The following is a 25183-nucleotide window of genomic DNA, read 5'->3' as shown; positions in this document are numbered from 1 at the left end:
GATGGAAGCCAGGGCCCAGGCGCGGTTCGTCCGTGTCACGCCCATGAAGGCCCGCCGCGTGGTGGACCTTATTCGCGGGCTGCCCGCTTCGGAGGCGCAGGCCGTGCTGCAGTTCGCTCCCCAGTCGGCGAGCGAACCGATCTACAAGGTGCTCAGCAGCGCCATGGCGAACGCTGAGCACAACTTCGATCTCGACCCGAACACGCTCGTCGTGAGCCGCGCGTGGGTCGACGAGGGCCCGACGCTGAAGCGGTTCCGTCCGCGTGCACAGGGTCGCGCCTATCGGATCAACAAGCGGACGAGCCACATCACCGTGATCGTGGAGTCCCGCGAGCCGAAGGGAAGGACCCGATAGTGGGCCAGAAGGTTAACCCGCACGGGTTCCGCCTCGGCATCACGACCGACTTCAAGAGCCGGTGGTACGCCGACAAGCTGTACAAGTCGTACGTCGCCGAGGACGTGGCGATCCGTCGCATGCTGCAGAAGGGCATGGAGCGGGCCGGCATCTCCAAGGTCGAGATCGAGCGCACGACCGACCGCGTGCAGGTGGACATCCACACCGCGCGTCCGGGCATCGTGATCGGCCGGCGCGGCGCCGAGGCGGACCGTATCCGTGGCGACCTCGAGAAGCTGACCAAGAAGCAGGTCCAGCTGAACATCCTCGAGGTCAAGAACCCTGAGATCGACGCGCAGCTCGTCGCGCAGGGCGTGGCCGAGCAGCTGTCCAGCCGTGTCTCGTTCCGCCGTGCCATGCGCAAGGCGATGCAGTCGGCCATGAAGTCCGGCGCCAAGGGCATCCGTGTCCAGTGCTCCGGTCGTCTGGGCGGCGCCGAGATGTCGCGGTCGGAGTTCTACCGCGAGGGCCGTGTGCCGCTGCACACGCTTCGCGCGGACATCGACTACGGCTTCTACGAGGCCCGTACGACCTTCGGCCGTATCGGCGTGAAGGTCTGGATCTACAAGGGTGAGGCTCCGACGAGCCGCGCCGAGCGCGAGGCGGCCGCCGCCGGCGCCCGTGCCGGTCAGCGTCGCGAGCGTGACGACCGTCGTGGTGGCGGCGACCGTCCCCGTCGTGGTGGCGCCGGTGGCGCCCGCCGCGGTGGTGGCGGCCGTGGTGACCGCGCCCCCCGTACCGAGGCGGCTTCGCAGGCCGCCCCTGAGACCGGCCCGGCTGCGCAGCCGGGTGCTGAAGGGAGCTGACCATGCTGATCCCGCGCAGGGTCAAGCACCGCAAGCAGCACCGGCCTGACCGCAGCGGAGCCGCCAAGGGCGGCACCAGGGTCGTGTTCGGCGAGTTCGGCATCCAGGCGATTGAGCACTCGTACGTGACCAACCGCCAGATCGAGTCGGCTCGTATCGCCATGACCCGGCACATCCGCCGTGGCGGCAAGGTGTGGATCAACATCTACCCGGACCGTCCGCTCACCAAGAAGCCGGCCGAGACCCGCATGGGTTCCGGTAAGGGTTCGCCGGAGTGGTGGATCGCCAACGTCAAGCCCGGACGCGTGATGTTCGAGCTGTCCGGCGTGGCGGAGTCGGTGGCTCGTGAGGCGCTCACCCGGGCGATCCACAAGCTGCCGATGAAGTGCAAGATCGTTAAGCGTGAAGTGGGTGAGGCGTGATGGCTAAGGGCCTGACCGCTGGGGAGCTGCGGCTCGAGGACGAGGACACCCTCGTCCAGAAGCTGAAGGAGGCGAAGGAGGAGCTGTTCAACCTCCGCTTCCAGTCGGCGACCGGTCAGTTGGAGAGCCACGGGCGGCTGCGTGCCGTCCGCCGCGAGATCGCCCGTATCTACACCGTGATGCGCGAGCGCGAGCTGGGCATCGTCACGGTCGAGAAGGAGACGAGCGATGGCTGAGACCGAGACCACCGAGACCACTGAGACGAGCAACGACCAGCGGCACTTCCGCAAGGTTCGTGAGGGCCTCGTCGTCAGCGACAAGATGGACAAGACCGTCGTCGTCGCCGTCGAGGACCGCGTCAAGCACCGTCTGTACGGCAAGGTCATCCGCCGTACGACCAAGTACAAGGCGCACGACGAGGCCAACGCCTGCGGCGTCGGCGACCGCGTGCTGCTGATGGAGACCCGCCCCCTCTCCGCCACCAAGCGGTGGAGGGTCGTGGAGATCCTGGAGAAGGCCAAGTAGGCCTTCGCTGATATACCGCGCCTCGTGGGGGCTCTGAGCCCCCATGACGGTGTCCAAGGACGCGGGGCCGCAACGGCCCCGCGTCGCCTGCGGTGCGGCTCCCGTCGGGAGCTGTGGCCGTGGGAACAAGACAACGACAGGTTCCGCCAGGCTCAGCGATGAGAACCGGCGCGACTAACAGGAGAAGACGTGATCCAGCAGGAGTCGCGGCTCAAGGTCGCCGACAACACGGGTGCCAAGGAGATTCTCTGCATCCGCGTTCTCGGCGGCTCGGGCCGACGCTACGCCGGTATCGGCGACATCATCGTCGCCACAGTCAAGGACGCGCTGCCGGGCAGCACGGGCGTCAAGAAGGGCGACGTGGTCAAGGCCGTCGTCGTCCGCACGACCAAGGAGCGCCGCCGGCCCGACGGCTCCTACATCCGCTTCGACGAGAACGCCGCGGTCATCATCAAGGACAGCGGCGACCCTCGTGGCACTCGTATCTTCGGCCCGGTGGGTCGCGAGCTGCGTGACAAGAAGTTCATGCGCATCATCTCGCTCGCACCGGAGGTGCTGTGATGTCGAAGCTGAACGTGAAGAAGGGTGACCTGGTCCAGGTCATCGCGGGCAAGGACAAGGGTGCCAAGGGCCGTGTGATCGCCGCTCTGCCGCGCGAGGACCGCGTGGTGGTCGAGGGCGTCAACATGATCAAGAAGCACTCCAAGGAGACCATGCAGGGTCCGCGCGGCGCCAAGACCGGCGGCGTGCAGACCATGGAGGCTCCGATCCATGTCTCGAACGTGAAGAAGCTCAAGGACGAAAAGCCCGCCGACAAGAAGGCCGACGAGAAGAAGGCCGACGAGACGGGTGAGGACAGCTGATGACCGCCACGACCACTGAGACTGAGCGCCCGACGCCGCGGCTCAAGACGAAGTACCGCGAGGAGATCGCGGCCCAGCTTCGCGAGCAGTTCGGCATCGAGAACGTCATGCAGATCCCGGCCCTGACCAAGATCAAGGTCAACATGGGTGTCGGTGAGGCGGCTCGCGACTCCAAGCTCATCGAGGGCGCCGTCCGCGACCTCACCGCGATCACCGGCCAGAAGCCGGCCGTCGTCCGGGCCCGCAAGTCCATCGCGCAGTTCAAGCTGCGTGAGGGCATGCCGATCGGCGCGCACGTCACGCTGCGCGGCGACCGCATGTGGGAGTTCCTCGACCGGCTGCTGTCGCTCGCGCTGCCCCGCATCAGGGACTTCCGCGGCCTGTCGCCGAAGCAGTTCGACGGCAACGGCAACTACACGTTCGGTCTGACCGAGCAGGTCATGTTCCACGAGGTCGACCAGGACAAGGTCGACCGTCCGCGGGGCATGGACATCACGCTCGTGACCACCGCGAAGAACGACGACCAGGGCCGGGCGCTGCTGAAGCTCCTCGGCTTCCCGTTCAAGGAGGCCTGATCCAATGGCGAAGAAGTCGCTGATCGCCAAGGCGGGGCGCAAGCAGAAGTTCGAGGTGCGGGCTTACACGCGGTGCACGCGTTGCGGCCGGCCGCGCGCCGTCTACCGCAAGTTCGGGCTCTGCCGCGTGTGCTTCCGTGAGATGGCGCACCGGGGCGAGCTGCCCGGCATCACCAAGTCGAGCTGGTAGTTACCCTAGGGGGCGGCCGAGCGTCGTCCCCCGGGTGACCGCCCGCCACACATATTTCAGGAAAAGGCAGGACGCATCCGCGTCCATGACCGCGCCGTAGGTCCACCGGTAGAGCTCTGCTTGGCCGACTGGAAACCGCGGCGAGGAAGGCCACTGGCCATGACGATGACCGACCCGATCGCAGACATGTTGACGCGTCTGCGAAACGCGAATTCGGCGTACCACGACAGCGTGTCGATGCCGTACTCGAAGATCAAGGCGCACATCGCCGAGATCCTCCAGCAGGAGGGTTACATCCAGGCTTGGACCGTCGAGGACGCCAAGGTTGGCAAGAACCTCGTGGTGGAGCTCAAGTTCGGGCCGACCCGTGAGCGGTCGCTCGCGGGCCTGCGCCGGGTTTCCAAGCCCGGTCTGCGGGTTTATGCGAAGAAGGACAACCTGCCTCGAGTCCTGGGCGGACTGGGCGTCGCGATCATCTCGACGTCCCACGGCCTCATGACCGACAAGCAGGCCGGCAAGCGTGGTGTGGGCGGGGAAGTCCTCGCCTACGTCTGGTAGAGGGGAGGAACACAGCATGTCGAGAATCGGACGGCTGCCCATCCCTGTGCCCAGTGGCGTAGACATCACGATCACCGGCCAGGATGTCCAGGTCAAGGGCCCGAAGGGCACGCTCACTCACACGGTCGCGGACCCCATCAGGGTCGCTCGCGACGACGACGGCGCCATCGCCGTCACCCGCCCGAACGACGAGAACAAGGTCCGTGCGCTGCACGGCCTGTCGCGGACGCTGATCGCCAACATGGTGCAGGGCGTCACGCAGGGCTACTCCAAGAGCCTTGAGATCGTCGGTGTCGGTTACCGCGTCCAGGCCAAGGGGCCGACGCAGCTGGAGTTCTCCCTGGGCTTCAGCCACCCGGTCATCGTCGACGCCCCCGAGGGCGTCTCCTTCCGCGTCGAGAAGCCGACCCTGTTCCATGTGGACGGCATCGACAAGCAGAAGGTCGGCGAGGTCGCGGCCAACATCCGCAAGTTGCGCAAGCCTGACCCGTACAAGGGCAAGGGCGTGCGTTACCAGGGCGAACAGATCCGCCGCAAGGTCGGAAAGGCTGGTAAGTAGGCATGGCTCCGAAGACTGCGTTCAGCAAGCACACGGCTGCCCGCACCGTCTCGCGGGCCCGCCGTCACCGCCGCGTCCGCAAGAACGTCGTCGGTACGGCCGCCCGTCCGCGGCTGGTCGTCAACCGCTCGACCCGTCACATGTTCGTCCAGATCGTGGACGACACCGTCGGCCACACGCTGGTGAGCGCGTCCACCATGGACCCCTCGCTGCGCACGCTGGAGGCGGACAAGACGGAGAAGGCCAAGAAGGTCGGCGAGCTCCTCGCTCAGCGGGCCAAGGAAGCCGGGATCACGGCGGTCGTCTTCGACCGCGGTGGCAACCGCTACGCCGGTCGCATCGCGGCCCTGGCGGACAGCGCCCGCGAAGGCGGGCTCGAATTCTGATGGCAACTGAGAAGAGGAACCACTGATGGCTGCAGCTCCGCGTCGCGGTGGCGGCACCGGTGGCGAGCGGCGGGACCGTCGTGACGATCGCCGCGGTGGCGCCGCCGACAAGGGCGTCTCGTACATCGAGCGCGTAGTGAAGATCAACCGAGTGGCCAAGGTCGTGAAGGGTGGTCGTCGCTTCAGCTTCACCGCCCTCGTCGTCGTCGGCGACGGCAACGGCATGGTCGGCGTCGGCTACGGCAAGGCCAAGGAAGTCCCCGCGGCCATCGCCAAGGGCGTCGAAGAGGCCAAGAAGCACTTCTTCAAGGTGCCGCGCATCCAGGGCACGATCCCGCACACCGTGCAGGGCGAGGAGGCGGCCGGTGTCGTCTTCCTGCGTCCGGCCTCGGCCGGTACCGGCGTCATCGCCGGCGGCCCGGTGCGCGCGGTCCTGGAGTGCGCCGGCATCCACGACGTGCTGTCGAAGTCGCTGGGTTCGGACAACCCGATCAACATCGTGCACGCCACCGTGGCGGCTCTGAAGGGCCTTTCTCGCCCCGAGGAGATCGCCGCCCGCCGTGGCCTGCCGATCGAGGACGTCGCCCCCGCGGCGATGCTCAAGGCCCAGCGTGAGGGTCTCGCCGAGGCCGCGACGGCGAAGGCGGTGAGCTAGTCATGGCACGCCTGAAGATCACTCAGGTTCGCTCGAAGATCGGTGGCAAGCAGAACCAGCGTGACTCGCTGCGTTCGCTTGGCCTGAAGCGAATCGGCGATGTCGTCGTCAAGGAGGACCGGCCCGAGATTCGCGGCATGGTCTCCGTGGTGACGCACCTCGTCGAGGTGGAAGAGGTCGACTAGTCATGACTGACAAGGCTCCGCTGAAGATCCACGACCTGCGTCCCGCCCCCGGCGCCAACAAGGCCAAGACCCGCAAGGGTCGCGGCGAGGCGTCGAAGGGCAAGACGGCCGGTCGCGGCACCAAGGGCTCGCACGCCCGTACGACGATCCCCCTCGGCTTCGAGGGCGGTCAGGTGCCGCTGCAGAGGCGTCTGCCGAAGCTCAAGGGCTTCTCCAACGCCCTGTTCAAGACGACCTACCAGGTCGTGAACCTGGACAGGCTCGGTGAGCTGTTCCCCGAGGGTGGCGACGTCACCGTCGAGGCTCTGGTCGCCAAGGGTGCTGTCCGCAAGAACCAGCTCGTGAAGGTGCTCGGCACCGGCGAGATCTCCGTCGCGGTGAACGTGCAGGCTCACGCCTTCTCGTCGTCCGCGAAGGAGAAGATCGCCGCTGCCGGTGGTTCCGTTACCGAGCTGTAGTGACGCTATGACGAGGCGTGGGGGCGTTGACAAATGCCCCCACGCCCGCAGTGCGTTAGAGTTCGCGAGACGGCAGGATTCTGTCCGGCTCGTTTGACATGAGACTTCAGATGGCAGATCCCCGCACCATCGCTTACTCACATCGCCGTAAAGGCGCGCAGGAGGGACCGTGCTGACCGCGTTTACCCGGGCGTTCCGGACACCGGACCTGCGCAAGAAGTTGCTCTTCACCCTGGGCATCATCGCGCTGTTCCGTCTCGGCTCGGTTCTTCCGACCCCGGGAGTCCACGTCCAGAACCTCGCCGCCTGTTTCGACCAGGCCCGTGCCGGCGAGACCGGCAACATCTACGGGATGGTCCAGCTGTTCAGCGGCGGCGCGCTGCTGAAGCTGTCAGTGTTCGCTCTGGGCATCATGCCGTACATCACCGCGAGCATCATTCTCCAACTGCTCGTCGTCGTGATCCCGCGGCTCGAGGCTCTCAAGAAGGAAGGCCAGGCGGGCCAGACCAAGATCACGCAGTATACGCGTTATCTGACCATCGGTCTCGCCGTCCTGCAGTCCACCGCCTTCATCGCGCTCGCCCGCACCGGCCAGCTGTTCCCGAACTGCCAGCAGAACGTTCTGCTCGACCCCGACAACATCTTCGGCATCGTCACGATGGTCGTCATCATGACCGCCGGCACCTCGGTGATCATGTGGCTCGGCGAGCTCATCACCGACCGCGGCGTCGGCAACGGCATGTCGATCCTGATCTTCACGCAGATCGTGGCGGTCTTCCCGTCCGAGCTGGCCAACATCTTCCAGGCGAACAAGTTCACCTTCGCGGTCGTCATGGTCGTCGGCGTCTTCATGATCGCCGCGGTGGTCTTCGTCGAGCAGGGCCAGCGGCGCATCCCGGTCCAGTACGCCAAGCGCATGGTCGGCCGCAGGATGTACGGCGGCACGTCGACCTACATCCCGCTGAAGGTCAACCAGGCGGGCATCATCCCGGTCATCTTCGCCTCCTCGCTGCTCTATCTGCCGCAGCTGCTCACCTCGCTGTTCCAGACGAGCGAGAACCCGGTGATCGCGTGGATCTCGCAGAACCTCGCCACGGGTGACACTCCCATCTACATGGCGTCGTTCTTCCTCTTGATCGTCTTCTTCACGTACTTCTACGTGTCCATCACGTTCAACCCCCCTGAAGTCGCCGACAACATGAAGAAGTACGGTGGTTTCATTCCGGGCATTCGCCCCGGCCGTCCGACGGCTGAATACCTGAGTTTCGTGCTCAACCGCCTGACGGCGCCTGGCGCGCTGTATCTGGGTCTCATCTCCATGGTCCCGATCGTCGCCCTGGCGGTGGCCGGTGCGAGCCAGAACTTCCCGTTCGGAGGGACGAGCATTCTGATCATGGTTGGTGTCGGACTTGACACGGTGAAGCAGATCGAGAGCCAGCTGCAGCAGCGCAACTACGAAGGCTTCCTGCGGTAGTGCGTCTCGTTCTCGTCGGGCCCCCCGGAGCGGGTAAGGGGACGCAGGCCCAGTTCATCGCATCGAACCTGTCCATCCCGAAAATCTCGACAGGGGACATCTTCCGTGCCAACGTCTCGGGCGGCACGGACCTCGGCAAGCTGGCCAAGACGTACATGGACCGTGGCGACCTGGTGCCCGACGAGGTCACCATCGCCATGGTCCGCGACCGTCTGTCCGAAGACGACGCGCAGGACGGCTTCCTGCTCGACGGCTTCCCGAGGAACGTCGCGCAGGCCGAGATCCTGCGCGACATGCTCAAGGAATGGGGCCTGGCGCTCGATCTCGTGCTCGAACTGGTCGTCGACGACGACGAGGTGGTCAGGCGGCTGGCCGGCCGGCGCACCTGCAGCCAGTGCGGACGCATCTGGCACGTCGACTTCGACGACAAGAAGGACGACAGGTGCGACGCGTGCGGGGGCGCGCTCTTCCAGCGTGACGACGACAAGGAGGAGACCGTCAGGCACCGCCTGGAGGTCTACCAGCAGCAGACGGCGCCGCTGGTCTCCTACTACGCCGACGAGGGCATCCTCGTGGGCGTCGACGCGACCGGCCCGGTCGAGGAGGTCACTCGGCGGGCGATGGAGGCGATCCGGCCGTACATGGCATAAGCCTCTTTTGACCGATTCGCGGAGGTGGCACGGGTTTCCGTGCCACCTCGCGGCTATTGTGGGGGGAATTGGGCCCCCATAGCGGCCCGTTGAGACCCAGGGGGACAGACGATGTTCAAACGAAACAGGCACGGGATCCAGATCAAGGCGCCGGAGCAGCTCGAGAAGATGCGCGCGGCGGGTCTCGTGGTGGGGCGCACGCTCGACCTGCTGAAGCGTTCGGTGGAGCCCGGCATGACGCCGCTCGACCTGGACGTCATCGCCGAGAAGGCGATCAGGGACGCGGGCGCGGTCCCTTCGTTCAAGGGCTACCAGGGCTTCCCCGCCACCATCTGCGCGTCGGTGAACGACGAGGTGGTGCACGGCATCCCGACCAACGCCCGCAAGCTGCAGGAGGGCGACATCATCTCGATCGACTGCGGCGCGATCCTCGACGGCTGGCACGGCGACTCGGCCGTCACGGTGCCGGTGGGTGAGGTGGACCCGAAGCTGACCGAGCTGATGCGGGTCACCGAGGAGGCCATGTGGCGCGGCATCGCCGCACTGACGCCCGGCCGCCACCTGTCGGACATCGGCTACGAGGTCGAGCGGTACGTCAAGTCGCAGGGCCGCTACGGCATCCCCGCCGAGTACGGCGGCCACGGCATCGGCACCGAGATGCACATGGATCCCTGGATCGCCAACCACGGCAGGCCCGGCCGGGGCCCGTTGCTCGAAGAGGGCATGTGCCTGGCCGTCGAGCCCATGGTCAACCTCGGCACCGAGCGCACCCGCGTGCTGGCCGACGACTGGACCGTCGTGACGATCGACGGGAAGTGCTCCGCACACTTCGAACACAGCGTCGCCGTGACACATAATGGTCCTTGGGTGCTCACTGCCCTCGACGGAGGCGAAGAACGCCTCGCCCAACTGCAGAACTGACCCCCGGGAGTGGGTGGGATGGCGAACAGCCCCGAGATGCGAGCCTCCGACGCGGACCGCGATCGTGTCGCCGCCATCCTTCGCGAGCACACCGCTCAGGGACGCATCACGATGGAGGAGTTCCACGAGCGGTTGGAGCAGCTCTACGAGACCAAGACCTACGGTGAGCTCACCAAGCTGACGGCCGACCTGCCCGACGTCGACCTGCGTAACCTTCCGGCGAAGAGGTCGGCGGCGCCGGCGAAGAAAGAGGAGCAGCACGCCGGCATGCTGGCGGCGTGGGGCGCCTGGGCCGCGGCCAGCGGCGTCAACTGGGTGATCTGGCTCATCGTGAGCATCACCTCGGGCGATCTGATCTATCCCTGGCCGCTGTGGGTGATGGGCCCGTGGGGAGTGATCCTGCTGGTGAGCACCGTCTTCGGGGACAACAAGCCGAAGCGCTCGTAGACACGTGGCGGCGGGCTCGAGTGCGTGCCGGGTGGGGTAGACTGCTCTGTGGTTGTGTCAGGGCACCTGGCACGCGTTTCGCATTTTGTGCGCGGGTGTCGTACACTCCTTAGTCGGCTCACTATGACTATCACGCGTCGGCGGTCGTTGCAGACCGCCGCTCTCTTCGAAGCGTGAGGTCGCGGCTGCGTAGTGAACCGGAGCCTCAGACGACCGATCAGTGAAACGCGAGGAATTTTGGCCAAGAAAGACGGCGCCATCGAGATCGAGGGCACTGTGGTCGAGTCGCTCCCGAACGCCATGTTCCGGGTGCAGCTCGACAACGGCCATAAGGTCCTGGCCCACATCAGCGGACGGATGCGGATGCACTACATCCGGATTCTGCCTGACGACCGGGTTGTCGTTGAACTGAGCCCCTACGACCTCAGTCGCGGGCGGATCGTCTACCGATACAAGTAAGAACGTCTGAGGACACAGAGGACAATGAAGGTTAAGCCGAGCGTCAAGAAGATCTGCGACAAGTGCAAGGTGATCCGCCGGCACGGTCGCGTCATGGTGATCTGCGACAACCTGCGCCACAAGCAGCGTCAGGGCTAGTCGCCGCAAGGCTTCTCCGAGTCCGCCCCGGCAGGGAGCGGACTCGACGCATGAGAAGCCTGAAACAGTAGTCGCGTCTCACACCTGAGAAGGCGGGCCTCCAGAAGGTCCGAACCACTCGGGACACCCCCGGTCGGAGGCCGGGGCCCTCACCCCGGGCATTGGGGAGGGGTAGTGCGGCGCAAGACCTCCGCCACAACGAAGGAGAATGCCCGACCATGGCTCGCCTGGTTGGCGTCGACCTCCCCCGCGACAAGCGGCTGGAGATCGCTCTCACCTACATCTACGGAATCGGCCGCACCCGCGCCCAGGAGATTCTCCAGGCCACCGGCGTGAGCGGCGACCTGCGTGTGCACCAGCTCTCCGACACCGAGCTCGTCCCGATGCGTGACTACATCGAGGCGAACTACAAGATCGAGGGTGACCTGCGCCGCGAGGTCCAGGCCGACATCCGTCGCAAGATCGAAATCGGTTGCTACCAGGGCATCCGGCACCGCAAGGGCCTGCCGGTCCACGGTCAGCGCACGCAGACCAACGCGCGTACCCGTAAGGGCAAGAAGAAGACCGTCGCCGGCAAGAAGAAGCCCGGTAAGAAGTAGTCCTCGCAGCCGCGGGACCGAAGACCTCAGGAGTGAAGGCAAAGGATGCCTCCTAAGAGCCGTCAGGGTGCACCGAAGAAGGTGCGCCGCAAGGAGAAGAAGAACGTCGCTCACGGGCACGCCCACATCAAGAGCACGTTCAACAACACGATCGTCTCGATCACCGACCCGAACGGGAACGTGATCTCCTGGGCCAGCGCCGGCCACGTGGGTTTCAAGGGCTCCCGTAAGTCCACCCCGTTCGCCGCGCAGATGGCCGCGGAAAACGCCGCCCGCCGGGCCATGGAGCACGGCATGCGCAAGGTCGACGTCTTCGTGAAGGGTCCCGGCTCCGGCCGTGAGACCGCGATCCGCTCGCTGCAGGCCACCGGCCTGGAAGTGGGCTCGATCCAGGACGTCACCCCGGTTCCGCACAACGGCTGCCGCCCGCCCAAGCGCCGCCGCGTCTGACCCCAGGAGATACAGAGAAATGGCTCGTTACACGGGCGCGGACTGCAAGCTCTGCCGTCGCGAGAAGACCAAGCTCTTCCTCAAGGGCAGCAAGTGCGAGTCCGCCAAGTGCCCCATCGAAATCCGTCCTTACCCGCCGGGTGAGCACGGTCGCGGACGCCCCAAGGAGTCCGAGTACCAGCTTCAGCTTCGTGAGAAGCAGAAGACCCGCCGCATCTACGGCGTCCTCGAGAAGCAGTTCCGTAACTACTACGAGGAAGCCGCCGGCAAGAGCGGCAAGTCGGGTGAGGTGCTGCTCCAGATCCTGGAGAGCCGTCTCGACAACGTCGTCTACCGCGCCGGCTTCGCCCAGTCGCGTGACGCCGCCCGCCAGCAGGTGCGCCACGGCCACATCCTGGTGAACGGCAAGAAGGTCGACATCCCGTCGTACCGCGTTCGCGAGCACGACATCATCGAGGTCCGCGAGAACAAGCGCAACCTGCTGCCGTACGAGGTGGCTCGCGCCACCGCCGGCGAGCGCACCGTTCCCGCGTGGCTCGGCGTCGTGCCGGACAAGCTCCGCGTCCTGGTTCACCAGCTGCCGGTTCGCCAGCAGATCGACACCCAGGTCCAGGAGCAGCTCATCGTCGAGTACTACTCGAAGTAGTCGCTCGATCCTCTGGTCCGGGTGCGTTCGCGCGTACCCGGACTAGGCTGTTTATCGGAGTGGCGTCATATAGCGGGCGCCACACGAAAAAGGGGAGACCCACATGCTGATCGCTCAGCGCCCGACTCTTCTCGAAGAGTCGATCGACGACACCCGGTCCCGATTCATCATCGAGCCGCTGGAGCCGGGCTTCGGCTACACCATCGGCAACTCGCTGCGCCGCACGCTGCTGTCCTCCATTCCGGGCGCGGCCGTGACGAGCATCCGCATCGAGGGCGTGCTGCACGAGTTCTCGACCGTTCCCGGGGTCAAGGAAGACGTCACCGACATCATCCTCAACCTCAAGGAGCTGGTCGTCTCCTCCGAGCACGACGAGCCGGTCGTGATGTACCTGCGCAAGCAGGGCCCGGGTGAGGTCACCGCCGCCGACATCGCGCCTCCGGCCGGTGTCGAGGTGCACAACCCCGAGCTGCGCATCGCCACGCTCAACAGCAAGGCGAAGCTGGAGATGGAGCTGACCGTCGAGCGCGGTCGCGGCTACGTCTCCGCGGCCCAGAACAAGCAGCCGGGCCAGGAGATCGGTCGCATCCCGATCGACTCCATCTACTCCCCGGTGCTCAAGGTCACCTACAAGGTCGAGGCGACCCGAGTCGAGCAGCGCACCGACTTCGACCGGCTCATTCTCGACGTCGAGACCAAGGCCGCGATGAAGCCCCGTGACGCGGTGGCCTCCGCCGGCAAGACCCTCGTCGAGCTGTTCGGCCTGGCCCGTGAGCTCAACGTCGAGGCCGAGGGCATCGACATCGGCCCGTCGCCCACCGACGCCGCCCTGGCGGCCGACCTGGCGCTGCCGATCGAGGAGCTCAACCTCACCGTCCGCTCGTACAACTGCCTCAAGCGCGAGGGCATCCACACCGTGGGTGAGCTCGTGGCCCGCAGTGAGCAGGACCTGCTCGACATCCGTAACTTCGGCGCCAAGTCGATCGAAGAGGTCAAGCAGAAGCTGCACGAGATGTCGCTGGCGCTCAAGGACTCCCCGCCCGGGTTCGACCCGAGCGCGGTGGCCGGCGGTGGCTACGACGACGACGACAGCGCGTACGTCGAGACCGAGCAGTACTGACATCTTCCCCGCGGGGCAAATCGCGGGGGGAACGTAACGGCGCCGTGCCATGCGCGGCGCCGGCCCGACTCCGGTACCTGGTACGGCCGGGGCGGGTTAACCCACGAGGAGAACTGAAATGCCCAAGCCCACCAAGGGTGCACGTCTTGGCGGCAGCCCGGCGCACGAGCGGCTGATCCTGGCGAACCTCGCCACCGATCTGTTCCGCCACGGCAAGATCCGTACGACGGTCACGAAGGCCAAGCGCCTGCGTCCGCTGGCGGAGCGCCTGATCACCAAGGCGAAGAAGGGCGACATCCACAACCGTCGCCAGGTCCTGACCGTCGTTCGGGACAAGGGCGTCGTGCACCACCTCTTCACCGAGATCGCGCCGCAGTTCGCGGAGCGTCCCGGCGGCTACACCCGCATCACCAAGATCGGCGCGCGTAAGGGCGACAACGCCCCGATGGCGGTCATCGAGCTGGTGAGCGAGCCGCTGAACGCCGTCACGACCCGCAGCACCACGGAGCCCGCCGCTGCCGCCGCCCCGGCGCCGGCCGCGGAGGAGACCGAGGCTGCTGAGGCTCCGGCCGAGGGCAAGGCCGATGAGGCGACTGAGCCCAAGGCTGAGGCCCCCGCTGAGGCCCCCGCTGAGGAAGCCGGCGAGGCGAAGAAGGACGAGGCCTGATCTCACAGGCCGGTTCGAACGGGCCCGGCCCCCTCGCGGGGGTCCGGGCCCGTTTCCGTTTTCGGAGGAGGATCATCGTGGTACGGCTCCGTCTCGATCTCGCCTACGACGGGACCGACTTCTCGGGATGGGCCAGGCAGCCGGGGCGGCGTACCGTCCAGGGGGAGATCGAGCAGGCGCTCGGCCGGATCCTGCGGCTGGCGGAGCCCGCCATGCTCACCGTGGCCGGGCGCACCGACGCCGGCGTGCACGCGCGCGGGCAGGTCGCCCACGTGGACGTGCCGGAGGAGTCGCTGGCCGAGCTCGACGGCAACCGCGGGCCGCAGAGCGTCGATGAACGGCTCTCTGCACTCGTGAGACGGCTTGGTGGGGTCTTGCCCCTTGATGTACGGGTTCGGCGCGTCTGTGTGGCTCCTGAGGGCTTCGACGCCCGTTTCTCGGCCCTCTTCCGGCGGTACGCCTACCGGGTGGGCGACGCGGCGGGCGGCGTCGATCCACTGCGGCGCCGTGAGGTCGTCTGGCACAACCGGCCGCTCGACCTCAGCCGGCTCAACGTGGCCGCCGCCCTGCTCCTCGGCGAGCATGACTTCGCGGCGTTCTGCAAGAAGCGCGAAGGCGCGACGACGATCAGGGAGCTGCAACGCCTCGACTGGGTACGCGAGCCCGACGGCGTGCTGGTGGCCACCGTCGTGGCGGACGCGTTCTGCCACTCCATGGTGCGGGCGCTCGTCGGGTCGCTGCTCGCGGCGGGCGACGGGCGGCGGCCGGTGGAGTGGCCCGGTGCGGTGCTCGCCCGGGCCGTCCGTGACTCCGGCGTGCACGTGGCGCCCGCGCACGGGCTGTGCCTGGAGGAGGTCGGCTACCCGTCCGACGCGGAGCTCGCCGCGCGGGCCGAGGCCACGCGGCGGGTGCGTACGCTCTCAGTCGTTGGTGACGCGGCGCTCCAGGACGAGTGACGTCTCGTCGCGGAACGCCCCGCTGACCTCGGGCAGCGTCTTCTCCTTGGAGGTCGGCGTGCGGCCGTCGGCGTGGGTGGCGTAGGTGAAGACGATGTAGCGGCCCCACACCAGGCCGGCCGCGTAGCCGCCCGCGATGTGCACGCGTTCGGCGCCCGAGTCCGCGGGGCCGGGCAGCGGGCGGAACCAGACGTTGCTGGAGAGGTCTTTCGCCTGGTCCGCGGCGGTCGCGGCATTCTTGTCGGGGAAGACGGCGATGCCCGTGGTGACCGCGTAGCGGCGCTTGCCGTCGACGTACGTGGCCCGCAGGACGCGACTGCACCCGTGCTCGTCGAGCGCGTCGGCGAACGCGCCCGTGGCCGCCTTCTCGCAGGTCGTCTCCAGCTGCGCCTTGACCCGGGTGAACGTCGCGCCCGCCGCCGTCACCTTCTTCTTCGGGAACGCCTCCGACAACGACAACGTCTGCGGGTCGGTCTTCTCGGAGTTGAGGACGGACGTGCCCGAGGCGTCAGCGGACGGGCCCGCCTCCGCCGAGGCCGGCGGCTGCGACGGGCTGGGGCGGGCGGCGGCCGTCGTCGGCCCTTGGGCGCTCACCGCCTGCCAGGCGAAGAAGCCGCCGGTCGCCACGCCGGCCAGCGCCAGCGCGCCCAGCGTGACGAGCAGCGCGCGCTTGCTCTTGCCGGGTGGCGGCGGTGGGGGCGGGGTCTGGAACGGAGGCTGTTTGAACGCTCCAGGCGGGAACACCGGGCCGCCCGTCCGCTGGGCGGGGAGGTTGAGCGGCTTCTGGCCCCAGGTTTCTTTGGGGAACGGGAGCTCGGGCAGTTTGTCACCGGCCGGGGGAGTGGGGGGCCAGACGGGGACGTCGCCGGGCGCGGGGGTACGGGCGTCGGACGGGTTCGTCGTGTCTGGGGTGTCGGTGTGCGGGTCTGGGAGAGGGGCGCCTCTTACCGCGAACGGCTGCGTCCCCATGTCTTCTGGGCGTTGTGCGTGGTGCTGCTGCTGGGACTCTAGTGGCTGTCGCGGATGTGTCTGGTACGCGGGGTCGCCGGCGTGCTGGGCGTAGGGCGGGCCAGGCTGGTCGGCCTGTGGCGGGTGGCCGGGGTGGGCAGGCGTGTCCTGCGGGTGGGCCGGGTGTTGGGCACCTGAGGGTGTTGCCTGCGCCGGGTGTCCGTCGTGCTGGGCCGGTGCTTGCCGGGGGTGTCCCGGGTGTTGCGCTGACGGCTCTGGGTGCTGGCGCTGTGACTGATGCGCGGAGTGGTGCGGGCGCGCGGTCTCGTCGTGAGCGGCGTGGCCGAAGTGGGCGTCCGGCTCGTACTGTTCGCCGGGATCCGCGTACGTGTGGTCTTCCGCGAAGGCGTGGTCGTTCTGCGCGGTGTGCTCGTGCTGGTCGGATGCGACGGGGGCGGCCAGGAAGCCGTGTCTTTCGTCCGCGTTGCCGTGGCCTGCGGGGCTGCCCGCCGTGTCGGGGTGGCCTGCGTCGCTGTGGCCGGTAGCGCTGTGGCCAGTATCGCTGTGGCCGGTATGCGGCCCCTCGGGCTGTGAGGGGTGCGCGGGCGGTGTGGCTCCCGGGAGTGTGGACAAAGGCTCCGTGGCAGCGCGGGTCGACAAGGGCTCCGTGGCAGCGCCGAGTCTGGGGTCCGCGGGGGCGGTGCCCGGACGGAAGCTTCCCGGCTGCCCGGGCCAGGGCTGGTGGCCTGCGGCCTCGTCGGTGTCCGCGTGCATGGTGCCGGCGTGCGCGGGGTCGGCGTGCGCGGGGGCGCCGTACGTGGGTCCGTCGTGCGCGGTGCCCGGGTGTGCTGGGCCCGCGGTGTCTCGCGGCCCAGGAGGGACGGCCCCCTCGCGGGGAGCGCCTGGTCCGGCGGTGACGGGATGCGTTGTGCCGGGCCTGGGGGCGTTCAGGGTGGTGTCGTGTTCGCCGGAGTCGGGCTGAGACGTTCCTGGCCCGGGCGCGCCGGGACGCGGGCGGCTGGGATCGGGCGCGCCGGGGTGGGGCGTGCGATTGATCACGACGCCTGGGCGCGTGGCGTCAGAGAGACCCGCCTCGGGCGGGGACCCCACGGGGGTGTCCATGGCGTGCTGAGAGGCCGCGGATGCCCACCTGGCGTGGTCGGTGGTGTCCGGGGGAACGCCGTGGGGCGAGCTGGTGAGGCCCTCCGGGTTGGTGGCGTTCGGGTCGAACGGTGGCGGCAGGCTCGGCTCGTCGGGCTCCGCGACGAGTTCGCCGGTGGCGGCGGGCCACGGTGGCAGGGCGTGCGGCTCGGAGACGGGCGGCGGCCACACCGGCATGCCGGCCGCGGCGGCGGTGAACGCGGGCGGCGGCTCCCACGGCGGCGCGCCTGGCACCACCGGCTTGGTCCAGCCACCGGGCTGCTGCCCCTGCCCGCTTTCCGGCTCGTTCCACGGACGCGGGTCCTGTGCCCGGTGCCCTGATATGCCGAACTTGCCCGGATACATGCCTGGGACTCCGGCTCCGCCGGGCGGCGCACCTGGCACGTTCGGCGCGCTCGGCTGCCTACCCGGCAGGTTGCCTGTGCCGGGCGTACCGGGCACGTTGCCTGTGCCGGAGGGTGTGCCGGGCGCGTGAGGTGCGCCGAAGGGCGTCGCGGGGGCGCTGGGCCGGGCGCCGGGTGTGCCTGGCGGGGTGAGGCGCGGTGGGTGGCCGCCGGAGGCGTCCGGTGAGGACGCGGTGTGGCGGCCGGCGGCGTCGGGCTGGGCGGGGTCGTTCGCGTAGGGGTTGGGGTAGGGCTGGGGGGATCTGGAGACGGGGGTGCCGCTGGGATCGGTGTCGGCGTAGGGCGTGGCTGCCGGGGCCGCGGCGGGATCGGTGTGCCAGTCGTACGGGGTGGCGTCGGCGTCGGCCACCTCCCACGGCGGGGCGGCAGGGCGCGGCTCGGCCTCCGCCGCCCGATGGGACGGAGGAAACGCCGGTGATACGTCTTGCCCGTCGGTCTGGCCGAAGCTCGGCGGTGGCGTCGCGGGTGCGGCCGAGCCGCCGGCCGCCCTGCGATCGTGCTCAGACCCGGGTTCCTGGCCACGCATAGCTGGAGCCTAGCGAGAGAGCGAGATCGTTAGGCCGGTATGGGTGTTCCCAGAAGCATCACCGGCCCCGTTTGGGGGCCTTGGTCACACAAAGCGACTCAGGTCAGCGGGCTTCCCGTCAGCGTCCGGTTGTCCAGGGCCTTGAAAACCGTGGTCTTGGTGATGTCGTCGATGGCCTCGCTGATGCGCTTGGAACCCTTGGAGTCGGGCTTGGTGCCGTCCTTGTTCTGGAACCAGACGAGGACCGCGTAGTGGCCGTACGTCGAGACCTTGGCGCCGCCGCTGCCCGAGCCGAGGAACTTGGTGACGCTGTCCTTGCCGGCGAGCGGTTTGACGTAGTTTTCTGTGTCGCCGGACTTGGCGACCTTGCCGGCCAGCTTGCTCGACTGGAGGTTGGCCACGCCGACCGTGCCGATCACCTTGCCTTCCTTGTCACGGAAGCTGGCCCGGACGAACTGGGTGCACTTGGCGTCCTTGAGCGCCTTCTGGAGCTTGTCGCCCAGAGCGCCGTCGGTGCACTTCTTGTCCTTGCTGGTGATCGTCATCTCGTAGCCGCGGTCGGAGACGGAGAACTTCTTCTTCGTGCCGAAGAGCTCCTTGACCGTGATCGGCTCCGGGTCGGTCTTGCGGTCTTCGGCGAAGCCGTACTTGCCGGGCGGGACCGACGGCAGCGGCACCGAGGTCTGGCGGACCGCGGTGGTCTCCTGGGCGGCCGGGGCGTCGGCGTTGAACATCATGGCCAGCCCGCCGCCGAACAGCCCGAGCACCGCCACTCCGCCGATCGCGAACCACAGCGGGGCGCGCGAGCGCGGCCCCTCGTCGTACGGGCTCCATCCGATCCGGCTCTGCGGGATCGGCTCGGAGGGCTTACGGTCGCCGGACGCGATCGTGTCGGTCTCGCCGGCGAAGTCGGTGGGAGGCTCGGCGGCGCGCTGCTTGCGGGAGCGACGGGATTTGCGGCCCTCCGGCGCGGGCTCCGGCTGTTCCTGCTGCTCCGGGGGAGGGCCGCCGGCGTTCCTGGGGGCTGGCGCCATCCCGTAGGGGGCGCCGCCGAACGGGGAGCCGCCCATGCCGTTTTCACGTTCCTCGGGAAAACCCATGCGGCGACATTACCGTGATGTACGTCAGCGGGTTCCGAAGTCTTGGGTCCACCACGGGCCTCCGGGGCCTGAGGCGACGCCCACGCCGATGGCCTTCAGGCCGCAGTTGAGGATGTTCCTGCGGTGGTCGGGGGTGTCCAGCCAACCGCGTACGGCCTCTTCGGGGTTGTTGTATCCGGCGCCGATGTTCTCCGCGGCGCCCCAGCCGTAGCCCGCGCGCTCCATCCGGACCCAGGGCGACGCGCCGTCGGGGGAGTTGTGCGAGAGCAGCCCCGTACGGGCCATCTCCACCGCGTGCGTACGGGCGGAGCGCATGAGACCGTCGTCCACGCGCAGCGGGCGGCAGCCGTGCCGGGACCTCGCGGCGTTGGTGAGCGAGACGACGCGCCTCGCCATGGTGGCGAGCACCCGCACGCCGCCGCTCCGCTCCGAGCGCAACACGGGGTCGTCGGGGGCGTTGAAGCCGGGAACCCGGTTCTCGGGGCTCTTGGACGCCTTGGGGACCGCGCGCCGGGGCCTGCTGGGCGTGGTCTGCCGGGGGATCATCTCCGCCTGCGGCCGGGCCTTGTCCGGGGGCGCGGAGCTGGTCGTGGCGGCCGCGGGCGGGACCGTTTCCTGCAGGTAGACGTGGCGGGCCGGCTCGGCCTCGTCGCTGAGGCGGCCGATCAGCACGCCGGTGAACAGCACGGCCGTGAGGCAGGCCAGCACGCCCAGATGGCTCCGGCGCCGAGGGCCCCGCTGGGATGGCCGGGTGTGAGAGCTCTGCCACATACCGACGCCAACGATAGGGATGTCGGGTGATGGGAAAGAAGGGGGCCGAGGGAAACGAAATCGAACCGTTCTGCGATCAGGTAGAATCGTGCGAGGTTACCGGTCTTTTGACCAGCACGCCTTAGGGCAGGTAGCCTCACGTTCGTTGTGTGCATAGGTCCGCGTGACCAATGCGCGGCGCGTCCGGCGTCATCTCCCGTGCTGAGGAGACGGAAGGTCCGGGCCGTCGTGTGCCCGCACCGACCGACCATGTAGCTGTCGCATCCGACAGCGCCGAAGACGCGAGCATAAAGAAGGCTACGACCGTGCGCACGTACTCACCGAAGCCCGCCGACGTCCAGCGTCAGTGGTACGTCATCGACGCGACCGATGTCGTGCTGGGCCGGCTGGCCAGCCACGTCGCGACCCTGCTCCGCGGCAAGCACAAGCCGATCTTCGCCAACCACGTCGACACCGGTGACTTCGTCATCGTCATCAACGCGGACAAGATCGCGCTGACCGGCAACAAGCTTGAGCAGAAGAAGGCGTACCGCCACTCGGGCTACCCGGGCGGTCTGCGTTCCGTCTCGTACGGCGAGCTCATGGAGAAGCGGCCGGACAAGGCCGTCGAGAAGGCCGTCAAGGGCATGCTTCCGAAGAACTCCCTCGGCCGGAAGATGGCCAAGAAGCTGAAGGTCTACGCGGGTTCCGAGCACCCGCACCAGGCCCAGCAGCCGGTGCCGTTCCAGATCACCCAGATCGCCCAGTAGTAGTTCGAAAGATTCAGAGGAGAACCGTGGCTGAGCCCACCGGTGTCGAGACGCCCGTCGAGGCCGAGCTGGAGGAATTCTCCGGCGAGGACTTCCCGTCCGAGTACACCACCGAGTCCGCCGCCAGCGCTGACGCTCCCGTGCGCAAGCCCGTTACCACGGGCAACTCGTACGGTACCGGCCGCCGCAAGGAGGCGATCGCCCGCGTGCGCATCGTCCCTGGCACCGGCAAGTGGACGATCAACGGTCGTCCGCTGGACACCTACTTCCCGAACAAGGTTCACCAGCAGATCGTCAACGAGCCGTTCGTCGTGCTCGGCGCCGAGGAGGCGTTCGACGTCATCGCGCGCATCGACGGTGGCGGCGTGACCGGCCAGGCCGGTGCGCTGCGCATGGGCCTGTCCCGCGCGCTGTCCGTCCTGGACGTCGAGGTCAACCGTCCGCCGCTGAAGAAGGCCGGCTTCCTCACCCGTGACGCCCGCGCCACGGAGCGGAAGAAGTACGGCCTCAAGAAGGCCCGCAAGGCTCCGCAGTACAGCAAGCGCTAAATTGGGGCGCCTTTTCGGCACCGACGGGGTACGTGGGGTCGCGGGCCGCGACCTCACTGCGCAGCTCGCCATGGACCTGTCCGTGGCGGCCGCTCATGTCCTCGGCGATGCAGGCGCTTTCGCCGCCACCGGGCGTCGTCCGGTGGCGGTCGTGGGCCGGGACCCGCGTGCCTCGGGAGAGTTTCTCGAGGCCGCCGTGGTCGCCGGCCTTGCGGCGTCCGGTGTGGACGTGCTGCGCCTCGGCGTGCTGCCCACCCCGGCCGTCGCCCATCTGACCGCCGCGCTCGGCGCCGACCTCGGCGTGATGTTGTCGGCGTCGCACAACCCGGCGCCCGACAACGGCATCAAGTTCCTGGCGCGCGGCGGCTTCAAGCTGTCCGACGCGGTCGAGGACGAGATCGAGCGGCGGCTGGGCGAGGAGTGGAGCTTCCCGGTCGGTTCCGGCGTGGGCCGCGTACGCGACGCCTACGGTGAGGCCGACCGTTACATCTCCCATGTGCTGACCACGGTGGACGCCTCGCTCGACGGGCTGAACATCGTGGTCGACTGCGCCCACGGCGCCGCCCACATGGTGGCCCCGGAGGCGCTCCTGCGCGCGGGAGCCAGGGTGGAGGCCATCGGCGCCCGTCCTGACGGCCTCAACATCAACGCCGGTCACGGCTCGACCCACCTGGACAAACTCCAGCAGGTCGTCGTGTCGCGCGGGGCCGACCTGGGCGTGGCCTACGACGGCGACGCCGACCGCTGCCTGGCGGTCGACCACACGGGCGCGATCATCGACGGCGACCACATCATGGCGATCCTGGCCGCCGCCATGCACCGTGAGGGCCGGCTGACCAAGGACACCGTGGTCGCGACCGTGATGTCCAACCTGGGCTTCAAGCTGGCGATGCGCGACGCGGGCATCACCGTGGTGGAGACCGCGGTGGGCGACCGCTACGTCCTCGAACGGATGAAGTCCGACGGCTACAACCTGGGCGGCGAACAGTCGGGTCACGTCATCATGCTCGACCACGCCACCACGGGTGACGGCCTGCTCACCTCGCTCCACCTGCTGGGCGTGGTGGCCAAGTCGGGCGTGACACTGAAGGAGCTGGCCTCGGTGATGACGCCGCTGCCGCAGATCCTGATCAACGTCAAGGACGTCGACAAGGGCAAGGCCTCGGTGCCCGAGCTCGTCGCCGCCGTCGCTGAGGCGGAGGCGGAGCTGGGCGAGACGGGCCGCGTCCTGATCCGGCCGAGCGGCACGGAGCCGATGATCCGCGTCATGGTCGAGGCCGCGTCGGAGGAACACGCCAACCAGGTGGCCGACCGCCTCGCCGACGTCGTCCGCAAGGCCTGCGTCTGAGTTTTCTCGAGATCGGGTACGACGCCGCGTCGTGCCCGATCTCTTTCATGCATGGGATCTGAGCTGGTCGTCCAGGGTCCAGATGGCCACCTCGACGCCGGTCACGCGGCTGCGGTAGAGCTCGCGTTCGGCGAGGATGCACAGATCGCCCAGACCGAGCTTGCGCATGGCGTGGTCGGACAGCGGGACGCCGGTTCCGGCGCCGTCGATGAGGGAGCGCAGGAACTCGGCTCCCCAGACCATGGTGTGCAACACCCAGGGTGCCTGGCCGTCGATGACCAGCTCCAGGAGTTTCGAGAGCTTGTCGGCGTAGTAGCGGCGCAGGCGGCCGTCCGGTAATTGCGCGATGTGGTTGCCGGTCTCGATGACCGCGGTGACCGGGAGGACGAGACTGCACTGACGCTTGTCCTTCGCCAGTTCGTCCACGACCGCGGCCCGGCTCTGGTTCCGGCCCGGGACGTCGAGCAGGTTGCAGAGGATCGTGGTGTCGACGAACTCCACTCGGTGGCTCACTGCTGATCGATCCCCATCAGCCGGTCGAACTCGGTGAAGCCGCGTTTCGGAGACCGTTCCAGGGCGCCCGAAGTCACGACAGAGCCGAGGTCGCCTTGGGCCATGAGACTCGGGTAACCCTCTATGTCGGGGAGCCTGGTCAGGCGGGACCTCCCGGTGGCGCGATCTCTGGTGCTGACGATCACGTGGTTGTGATCTTCAGCGGCGAGCGCAGAGAGCAGGGCGGGGCTGTGCGTGGTGAAGATCACCTGTGCGCCGGTCGTCGCCTTCACCAGGTCGAGAAGCTGGGACGCCTGCGAGGGGTGGAGGCCGTTCTCAAGTTCTTCGATGACCAAGGTGGGCGACGTGAGGTGGCGGCGGCCCAAGTCGAGGTTCTGTCCCTGGCCGATCAACGTGGTGGAGACAGCCATGAAACGGAGGAGGCCGTCGCTCATCTCGCGTGCCGGTGTGATCGATGCGCCTTCGCGTAGCGCGAGCATGACGTCACCGAGATCTGATCGCACGAGTTCGATATCCGTGATCTCGTGCTCTACGAGCGATCTGGTGCGGCGTAGCAGCTCGTGGAACTCTGCCGGCGCGCTCTCGCACATCTCGGCGATCACGGCGGAGAGGTTCTCCGCCGTTCTGCGTATCCGGGTGTCATGGCCGGGGACGTACTGGCGCATCAGGTGAGGGACGGGATCGAGGTGGAAGATGCCGCGGAGGGCCGTGAACACGTCGTCAGCGGCGTAGCTCAGCGTGAGGGCTGGGCGGTCCCCCTGAAGCTGCTCGCGGTTGATGAACTTCACCAAGGCGGGAAGGATGATCGCCGCTGACTCGCGGGCGACCTCTTCGATGGTGAGAATAAGGTCATTTCGCCCGCTTCGGGGGCTGTCGGCGCTTCCGTACCAGCCCGTCATGGCCTCTTTTACGATTTTCGGCTTGGGACTGAGGCGGACGCGAACGTCGAAGTCGACGGCGGTGCAGTAGTCATCAGCCGCGCGGTCGGGGTTGATCACCGTGCAGCCGATCTCGAACTCGTCACCACCGTGCGGTGGGCAACCGGCTATCCCGCCCCGCAACGGTCCCTCGTCTCCGCGCCTGCCGTCGAGCACGTCGACGACGTCGCGACCCTCCGCCAATCGGGACAACGCGTCCAAGGCGTCGAGCGCGTTTGATTTCCCGCTGCTGTTGCGGCCGACGAGTACGGTTACGTCGCCGATGGGCAGCACGGCGTCGCGGAAGGTCTTGAACTCGGTCAGCCGCAGCTCGGTCAGGCGCGCAGGCATAGGGCCAACATACAGGCGATCTACTCGTCGCCCGTGAGGGAGAAGGCGCGTAGGCGGTGGCCGGCCCACAGGACGGCGGCGACGGTGACGATCAGCAGGGCCGGGACGGCGAAGCTCAGGGAGACGTCGGCTTCGAAGAAGGCCGAGGTGGAGATCTGGTCGGCGATGGACTGGCCCCAGCGCTGGATCGAGTACGTACGGGCGCCCGCCAGGAGGTTGCCCACCAGGCTCTCCCACACCAGGGCGTAGATGATGCCGATCGTGACCGCGTGCCGGGTGACGACGCCGAGCAGGAGGAAGACGGCGGCGTACGCGATGCCGGCCGCCAGGGATCCGGCGGCGAAGCCGGCGGCGATGCGGTCCTCGTTGCCGACCAGGAGCCAGGCGGCGACGTACGTGGGCAGGGCCGCGAAGACGGCCAGCATTGTGACCGCCACCGCGAACTTCGTCAGGGCGATGACCGGGCGGGAGATCGGCTTGGACATCAGGTGGATGATCGTGCCGTCGTCGATCTCGGGGGCGATGACGCCGGTGCCCGCGATGAGGCCCAGCAGCGGCAGCATGGTGCCGATGGCGAAGCTCTGCATCAGGCCGACGGCCGTGGGCTGGTCGTTGCCGCCGAAGAAGCGCAGCAGCACGGCCAGGGCGATCAGGCCGAGGGGCAGCAGCAGGAGCAGGATGATCCGCCGCCGACCGAGCAGCGCTCGGTAGGTGATGCCGGCAACGACTGTGTTCACTGCCTCT

General features: G+C 68.1%; 36 protein-coding genes. 30 read left to right on the top strand and 6 right to left on the bottom strand.

Going from position 1 to position 25183, the window contains the following annotated elements; translation table 11 throughout:
- The first annotated feature begins 1 nt into the window (after nucleotide 1).
- The 27 genes from rplV (at nucleotide 2) to truA (ending at nucleotide 15103) form a co-directional block, all read left to right on the top strand.
- On the top strand, nucleotides 2-355 hold the full coding sequence (rplV, locus tag ACIBP6_RS46060) for a 50S ribosomal protein L22 (protein ID WP_090930454.1): 354 nt from the start codon (nucleotides 2-4) through the stop codon (nucleotides 353-355).
- Nucleotides 355-1200 carry a 30S ribosomal protein S3 gene (gene rpsC / locus ACIBP6_RS46055; RefSeq protein ID WP_132617248.1) on the top strand — a complete coding sequence of 282 codons (846 nt, stop codon included), beginning with the start codon at nucleotides 355-357 and terminating at the stop codon, nucleotides 1198-1200. The genes rplV and rpsC overlap by 1 nt, the downstream gene beginning before the upstream one ends.
- A 2-nt stretch (nucleotides 1201-1202) precedes the next feature.
- Complete coding sequence (gene rplP, locus ACIBP6_RS46050; protein ID WP_106253402.1) at nucleotides 1203-1622, top strand: 50S ribosomal protein L16; 420 nt, start codon at nucleotides 1203-1205, stop codon at nucleotides 1620-1622.
- Complete coding sequence (gene rpmC, locus ACIBP6_RS46045; protein ID WP_132617250.1) at nucleotides 1622-1858, top strand: 50S ribosomal protein L29; 237 nt, start codon at nucleotides 1622-1624, stop codon at nucleotides 1856-1858. The genes rplP and rpmC overlap by 1 nt, the downstream gene beginning before the upstream one ends.
- Nucleotides 1851-2147: a 30S ribosomal protein S17 gene (gene rpsQ / locus ACIBP6_RS46040; RefSeq protein WP_132617252.1), complete on the top strand. Its 297-nt coding sequence runs from the start codon at nucleotides 1851-1853 to the stop codon at nucleotides 2145-2147. The genes rpmC and rpsQ overlap by 8 nt, the downstream gene beginning before the upstream one ends.
- Before the next feature lie 189 nt (nucleotides 2148-2336).
- Nucleotides 2337-2708, top strand: a complete 372-nt coding sequence (gene rplN / locus ACIBP6_RS46035) for a 50S ribosomal protein L14 (protein WP_132617254.1) — start codon at nucleotides 2337-2339, stop codon at nucleotides 2706-2708.
- Nucleotides 2709-2716: 8 nt separating this feature from the next.
- The gene (rplX, locus tag ACIBP6_RS46030) at nucleotides 2717-3010 is read left to right on the top strand and encodes a 50S ribosomal protein L24 (protein ID WP_397061502.1); all 294 of its coding nucleotides are present in this window, start codon (nucleotides 2717-2719) and stop codon (nucleotides 3008-3010) included.
- Nucleotides 3010-3585 (top strand): 50S ribosomal protein L5, encoded by a 576-nt coding sequence (rplE, locus tag ACIBP6_RS46025; RefSeq protein ID WP_132617256.1) that lies wholly within the window; start codon nucleotides 3010-3012, stop codon nucleotides 3583-3585. Before rplX ends, rplE begins: the two co-directional genes overlap by 1 nt.
- Nucleotides 3586-3589: 4 nt before the next feature.
- On the top strand, nucleotides 3590-3775 hold the full coding sequence (locus ACIBP6_RS46020) for a type Z 30S ribosomal protein S14 (RefSeq protein ID WP_090769707.1): 186 nt from the start codon (nucleotides 3590-3592) through the stop codon (nucleotides 3773-3775).
- A gap of 159 nt (nucleotides 3776-3934) precedes the next feature.
- On the top strand, nucleotides 3935-4333 hold the full coding sequence (rpsH, locus tag ACIBP6_RS46015) for a 30S ribosomal protein S8 (protein ID WP_020542297.1): 399 nt from the start codon (nucleotides 3935-3937) through the stop codon (nucleotides 4331-4333).
- 16 nt (nucleotides 4334-4349) lie between these two features.
- Nucleotides 4350-4892, top strand: coding sequence for a 50S ribosomal protein L6 (rplF, locus tag ACIBP6_RS46010; RefSeq protein ID WP_132617258.1), 543 nt, complete (start codon nucleotides 4350-4352; stop codon nucleotides 4890-4892).
- Between the two features lie 2 nt (nucleotides 4893-4894).
- Complete coding sequence (gene rplR, locus ACIBP6_RS46005; RefSeq protein WP_132617260.1) at nucleotides 4895-5278, top strand: 50S ribosomal protein L18; 384 nt, start codon at nucleotides 4895-4897, stop codon at nucleotides 5276-5278.
- Nucleotides 5279-5303: 25 nt separating this feature from the next.
- Entirely contained in the window at nucleotides 5304-5933 is a 630-nt protein-coding gene (gene rpsE / locus ACIBP6_RS46000; protein ID WP_132617262.1) for a 30S ribosomal protein S5, read from the top strand.
- Between the two features lie 2 nt (nucleotides 5934-5935).
- Nucleotides 5936-6118: a 50S ribosomal protein L30 gene (gene rpmD / locus ACIBP6_RS45995; RefSeq protein WP_080043226.1), complete on the top strand. Its 183-nt coding sequence runs from the start codon at nucleotides 5936-5938 to the stop codon at nucleotides 6116-6118.
- A gap of 2 nt (nucleotides 6119-6120) precedes the next feature.
- Nucleotides 6121-6576, top strand: coding sequence for a 50S ribosomal protein L15 (gene rplO / locus ACIBP6_RS45990; RefSeq protein ID WP_132617264.1), 456 nt, complete (start codon nucleotides 6121-6123; stop codon nucleotides 6574-6576).
- A 169-nt stretch (nucleotides 6577-6745) separates the two neighbouring features.
- Nucleotides 6746-8050, top strand: coding sequence for a preprotein translocase subunit SecY (gene secY / locus ACIBP6_RS45985; RefSeq protein WP_397061484.1), 1305 nt, complete (start codon nucleotides 6746-6748; stop codon nucleotides 8048-8050).
- A complete protein-coding gene (locus ACIBP6_RS45980; protein ID WP_397061482.1) occupies nucleotides 8050-8700 on the top strand; it encodes an adenylate kinase in 651 nt (216 codons plus the stop codon). Before secY ends, ACIBP6_RS45980 begins: the two co-directional genes overlap by 1 nt.
- A gap of 111 nt (nucleotides 8701-8811) precedes the next feature.
- Nucleotides 8812-9621: a type I methionyl aminopeptidase gene (gene map, locus ACIBP6_RS45975; protein WP_397061480.1), complete on the top strand. Its 810-nt coding sequence runs from the start codon at nucleotides 8812-8814 to the stop codon at nucleotides 9619-9621.
- An 18-nt stretch (nucleotides 9622-9639) separates the two neighbouring features.
- Nucleotides 9640-10068: a DUF1707 domain-containing protein gene (locus ACIBP6_RS45970; protein WP_397061478.1), complete on the top strand. Its 429-nt coding sequence runs from the start codon at nucleotides 9640-9642 to the stop codon at nucleotides 10066-10068.
- Nucleotides 10069-10305: 237 nt separating this feature from the next.
- Nucleotides 10306-10527 (top strand): translation initiation factor IF-1, encoded by a 222-nt coding sequence (infA, locus tag ACIBP6_RS45965; RefSeq protein ID WP_012887858.1) that lies wholly within the window; start codon nucleotides 10306-10308, stop codon nucleotides 10525-10527.
- A gap of 24 nt (nucleotides 10528-10551) precedes the next feature.
- On the top strand, nucleotides 10552-10665 hold the full coding sequence (gene rpmJ, locus ACIBP6_RS45960; protein ID WP_003956441.1) for a 50S ribosomal protein L36: 114 nt from the start codon (nucleotides 10552-10554) through the stop codon (nucleotides 10663-10665).
- Nucleotides 10666-10883: 218 nt separating this feature from the next.
- Nucleotides 10884-11264 (top strand): 30S ribosomal protein S13, encoded by a 381-nt coding sequence (rpsM, locus tag ACIBP6_RS45955; protein ID WP_132617274.1) that lies wholly within the window; start codon nucleotides 10884-10886, stop codon nucleotides 11262-11264.
- A 45-nt stretch (nucleotides 11265-11309) separates the two neighbouring features.
- Nucleotides 11310-11714, top strand: coding sequence for a 30S ribosomal protein S11 (gene rpsK / locus ACIBP6_RS45950; RefSeq protein ID WP_020542285.1), 405 nt, complete (start codon nucleotides 11310-11312; stop codon nucleotides 11712-11714).
- 19 nt (nucleotides 11715-11733) lie between these two features.
- Entirely contained in the window at nucleotides 11734-12360 is a 627-nt protein-coding gene (rpsD, locus tag ACIBP6_RS45945) for a 30S ribosomal protein S4 (protein ID WP_132617276.1), read from the top strand.
- Between the two features lie 103 nt (nucleotides 12361-12463).
- Nucleotides 12464-13480, top strand: coding sequence for a DNA-directed RNA polymerase subunit alpha (locus ACIBP6_RS45940; RefSeq protein ID WP_132617278.1), 1017 nt, complete (start codon nucleotides 12464-12466; stop codon nucleotides 13478-13480).
- A 118-nt stretch (nucleotides 13481-13598) separates the two neighbouring features.
- On the top strand, nucleotides 13599-14147 hold the full coding sequence (rplQ, locus tag ACIBP6_RS45935) for a 50S ribosomal protein L17 (protein WP_397061475.1): 549 nt from the start codon (nucleotides 13599-13601) through the stop codon (nucleotides 14145-14147).
- Nucleotides 14148-14224: 77 nt separating this feature from the next.
- Complete coding sequence (truA, locus tag ACIBP6_RS45930; RefSeq protein ID WP_132617282.1) at nucleotides 14225-15103, top strand: tRNA pseudouridine(38-40) synthase TruA; 879 nt, start codon at nucleotides 14225-14227, stop codon at nucleotides 15101-15103.
- On the opposite strand, the gene ACIBP6_RS45925 is transcribed toward truA, so the two are convergent.
- The 3 genes from ACIBP6_RS45925 to ACIBP6_RS45915 all read right to left on the bottom strand — a co-directional run bounded on the left by ACIBP6_RS45925 (nucleotide 15068) and on the right by ACIBP6_RS45915 (nucleotide 19950).
- The gene (locus tag ACIBP6_RS45925) at nucleotides 15068-18142 is read right to left on the bottom strand and encodes a hypothetical protein (RefSeq protein ID WP_397061473.1); all 3075 of its coding nucleotides are present in this window, start codon (nucleotides 18140-18142) and stop codon (nucleotides 15068-15070) included. The two genes, truA and ACIBP6_RS45925, sit on opposite strands and share 36 nt — an antisense overlap.
- A gap of 98 nt (nucleotides 18143-18240) precedes the next feature.
- On the bottom strand, nucleotides 18241-19242 hold the full coding sequence (locus tag ACIBP6_RS45920; RefSeq protein ID WP_397061471.1) for a hypothetical protein: 1002 nt from the start codon (nucleotides 19240-19242) through the stop codon (nucleotides 18241-18243).
- Nucleotides 19243-19266: 24 nt separating this feature from the next.
- Nucleotides 19267-19950, bottom strand: coding sequence for a CAP domain-containing protein (locus ACIBP6_RS45915; protein ID WP_397061469.1), 684 nt, complete (start codon nucleotides 19948-19950; stop codon nucleotides 19267-19269).
- 368 nt (nucleotides 19951-20318) lie between these two features.
- Here ACIBP6_RS45915 and rplM point away from each other — a divergent pair, with 368 nt between their 5' ends.
- Genes rplM through glmM form a run of 3 tightly spaced genes read left to right on the top strand, consistent with a single transcriptional unit; the run spans nucleotide 20319 to nucleotide 22658 of the window.
- Nucleotides 20319-20762 (top strand): 50S ribosomal protein L13, encoded by a 444-nt coding sequence (rplM, locus tag ACIBP6_RS45910; RefSeq protein WP_132622015.1) that lies wholly within the window; start codon nucleotides 20319-20321, stop codon nucleotides 20760-20762.
- A gap of 26 nt (nucleotides 20763-20788) precedes the next feature.
- A complete protein-coding gene (gene rpsI / locus ACIBP6_RS45905) occupies nucleotides 20789-21310 on the top strand; it encodes a 30S ribosomal protein S9 (protein WP_132622013.1) in 522 nt (173 codons plus the stop codon).
- 1 nt (nucleotide 21311) lies between these two features.
- Complete coding sequence (glmM, locus tag ACIBP6_RS45900) at nucleotides 21312-22658, top strand: phosphoglucosamine mutase (protein ID WP_132622011.1); 1347 nt, start codon at nucleotides 21312-21314, stop codon at nucleotides 22656-22658.
- Nucleotides 22659-22703: 45 nt separating this feature from the next.
- Here the strand turns inward: glmM and ACIBP6_RS45895 are convergent, their stop codons facing one another.
- The 3 genes from ACIBP6_RS45895 to ACIBP6_RS45885 are packed head-to-tail and all read right to left on the bottom strand — an operon-like array spanning nucleotide 22704 to nucleotide 25176.
- Nucleotides 22704-23159 carry a hypothetical protein gene (locus ACIBP6_RS45895; RefSeq protein WP_397061467.1) on the bottom strand — a complete coding sequence of 152 codons (456 nt, stop codon included), beginning with the start codon at nucleotides 23157-23159 and terminating at the stop codon, nucleotides 22704-22706.
- An 8-nt stretch (nucleotides 23160-23167) separates the two neighbouring features.
- Nucleotides 23168-24439, bottom strand: coding sequence for an AAA family ATPase (locus ACIBP6_RS45890; protein WP_397061465.1), 1272 nt, complete (start codon nucleotides 24437-24439; stop codon nucleotides 23168-23170).
- 20 nt (nucleotides 24440-24459) lie between these two features.
- Nucleotides 24460-25176, bottom strand: coding sequence for an ABC transporter permease (locus tag ACIBP6_RS45885; protein WP_397061463.1), 717 nt, complete (start codon nucleotides 25174-25176; stop codon nucleotides 24460-24462).
- Nucleotides 25177-25183 lie beyond the last annotated feature (7 nt).

Source organism: Nonomuraea terrae, assembly GCF_044465245.1.
GTDB lineage: Bacteria > Actinomycetota > Actinomycetes > Streptosporangiales > Streptosporangiaceae > Nonomuraea > Nonomuraea terrae.
The sequence above is the reverse complement of the archived record's forward strand: the minus strand, read 5'-3'. Positions and strand labels throughout refer to the sequence as shown.

What these genes read in the sequence shown, in the direction of transcription:
- rplV (WP_090930454.1), top strand. Translation starts at nt 2, where the DNA reads ATGGAAGCCAGGGCCCAGGCGCGGTTCGTCCGTGTCACGCCCATGAAG.
- rplP (WP_106253402.1), top strand. Translation starts at nt 1,203, where the DNA reads ATGCTGATCCCGCGCAGGGTCAAGCACCGCAAGCAGCACCGGCCTGAC.
- rpmC (WP_132617250.1), top strand. Translation starts at nt 1,622, where the DNA reads ATGGCTAAGGGCCTGACCGCTGGGGAGCTGCGGCTCGAGGACGAGGAC.
- rpsQ (WP_132617252.1), top strand. Translation starts at nt 1,851, where the DNA reads ATGGCTGAGACCGAGACCACCGAGACCACTGAGACGAGCAACGACCAG.
- rplE (WP_132617256.1), top strand. Translation starts at nt 3,010, where the DNA reads ATGACCGCCACGACCACTGAGACTGAGCGCCCGACGCCGCGGCTCAAG.
- ACIBP6_RS46020 (WP_090769707.1), top strand. Translation starts at nt 3,590, where the DNA reads ATGGCGAAGAAGTCGCTGATCGCCAAGGCGGGGCGCAAGCAGAAGTTC.
- rpsH (WP_020542297.1), top strand. Translation starts at nt 3,935, where the DNA reads ATGACGATGACCGACCCGATCGCAGACATGTTGACGCGTCTGCGAAAC.
- rplF (WP_132617258.1), top strand. Translation starts at nt 4,350, where the DNA reads ATGTCGAGAATCGGACGGCTGCCCATCCCTGTGCCCAGTGGCGTAGAC.
- rplR (WP_132617260.1), top strand. Translation starts at nt 4,895, where the DNA reads ATGGCTCCGAAGACTGCGTTCAGCAAGCACACGGCTGCCCGCACCGTC.
- rpsE (WP_132617262.1), top strand. Translation starts at nt 5,304, where the DNA reads ATGGCTGCAGCTCCGCGTCGCGGTGGCGGCACCGGTGGCGAGCGGCGG.
- rpmD (WP_080043226.1), top strand. Translation starts at nt 5,936, where the DNA reads ATGGCACGCCTGAAGATCACTCAGGTTCGCTCGAAGATCGGTGGCAAG.
- rplO (WP_132617264.1), top strand. Translation starts at nt 6,121, where the DNA reads ATGACTGACAAGGCTCCGCTGAAGATCCACGACCTGCGTCCCGCCCCC.
- map (WP_397061480.1), top strand. Translation starts at nt 8,812, where the DNA reads ATGTTCAAACGAAACAGGCACGGGATCCAGATCAAGGCGCCGGAGCAG.
- ACIBP6_RS45970 (WP_397061478.1), top strand. Translation starts at nt 9,640, where the DNA reads ATGGCGAACAGCCCCGAGATGCGAGCCTCCGACGCGGACCGCGATCGT.
- rpmJ (WP_003956441.1), top strand. Translation starts at nt 10,552, where the DNA reads ATGAAGGTTAAGCCGAGCGTCAAGAAGATCTGCGACAAGTGCAAGGTG.
- rpsM (WP_132617274.1), top strand. Translation starts at nt 10,884, where the DNA reads ATGGCTCGCCTGGTTGGCGTCGACCTCCCCCGCGACAAGCGGCTGGAG.
- rpsK (WP_020542285.1), top strand. Translation starts at nt 11,310, where the DNA reads ATGCCTCCTAAGAGCCGTCAGGGTGCACCGAAGAAGGTGCGCCGCAAG.
- rpsD (WP_132617276.1), top strand. Translation starts at nt 11,734, where the DNA reads ATGGCTCGTTACACGGGCGCGGACTGCAAGCTCTGCCGTCGCGAGAAG.
- ACIBP6_RS45940 (WP_132617278.1), top strand. Translation starts at nt 12,464, where the DNA reads ATGCTGATCGCTCAGCGCCCGACTCTTCTCGAAGAGTCGATCGACGAC.
- rplQ (WP_397061475.1), top strand. Translation starts at nt 13,599, where the DNA reads ATGCCCAAGCCCACCAAGGGTGCACGTCTTGGCGGCAGCCCGGCGCAC.
- ACIBP6_RS45925 (WP_397061473.1), bottom strand. Translation starts at nt 18,142, where the DNA reads ATGCGTGGCCAGGAACCCGGGTCTGAGCACGATCGCAGGGCGGCCGGC.
- ACIBP6_RS45920 (WP_397061471.1), bottom strand. Translation starts at nt 19,242, where the DNA reads ATGGGTTTTCCCGAGGAACGTGAAAACGGCATGGGCGGCTCCCCGTTC.
- ACIBP6_RS45890 (WP_397061465.1), bottom strand. Translation starts at nt 24,439, where the DNA reads ATGCCTGCGCGCCTGACCGAGCTGCGGCTGACCGAGTTCAAGACCTTC.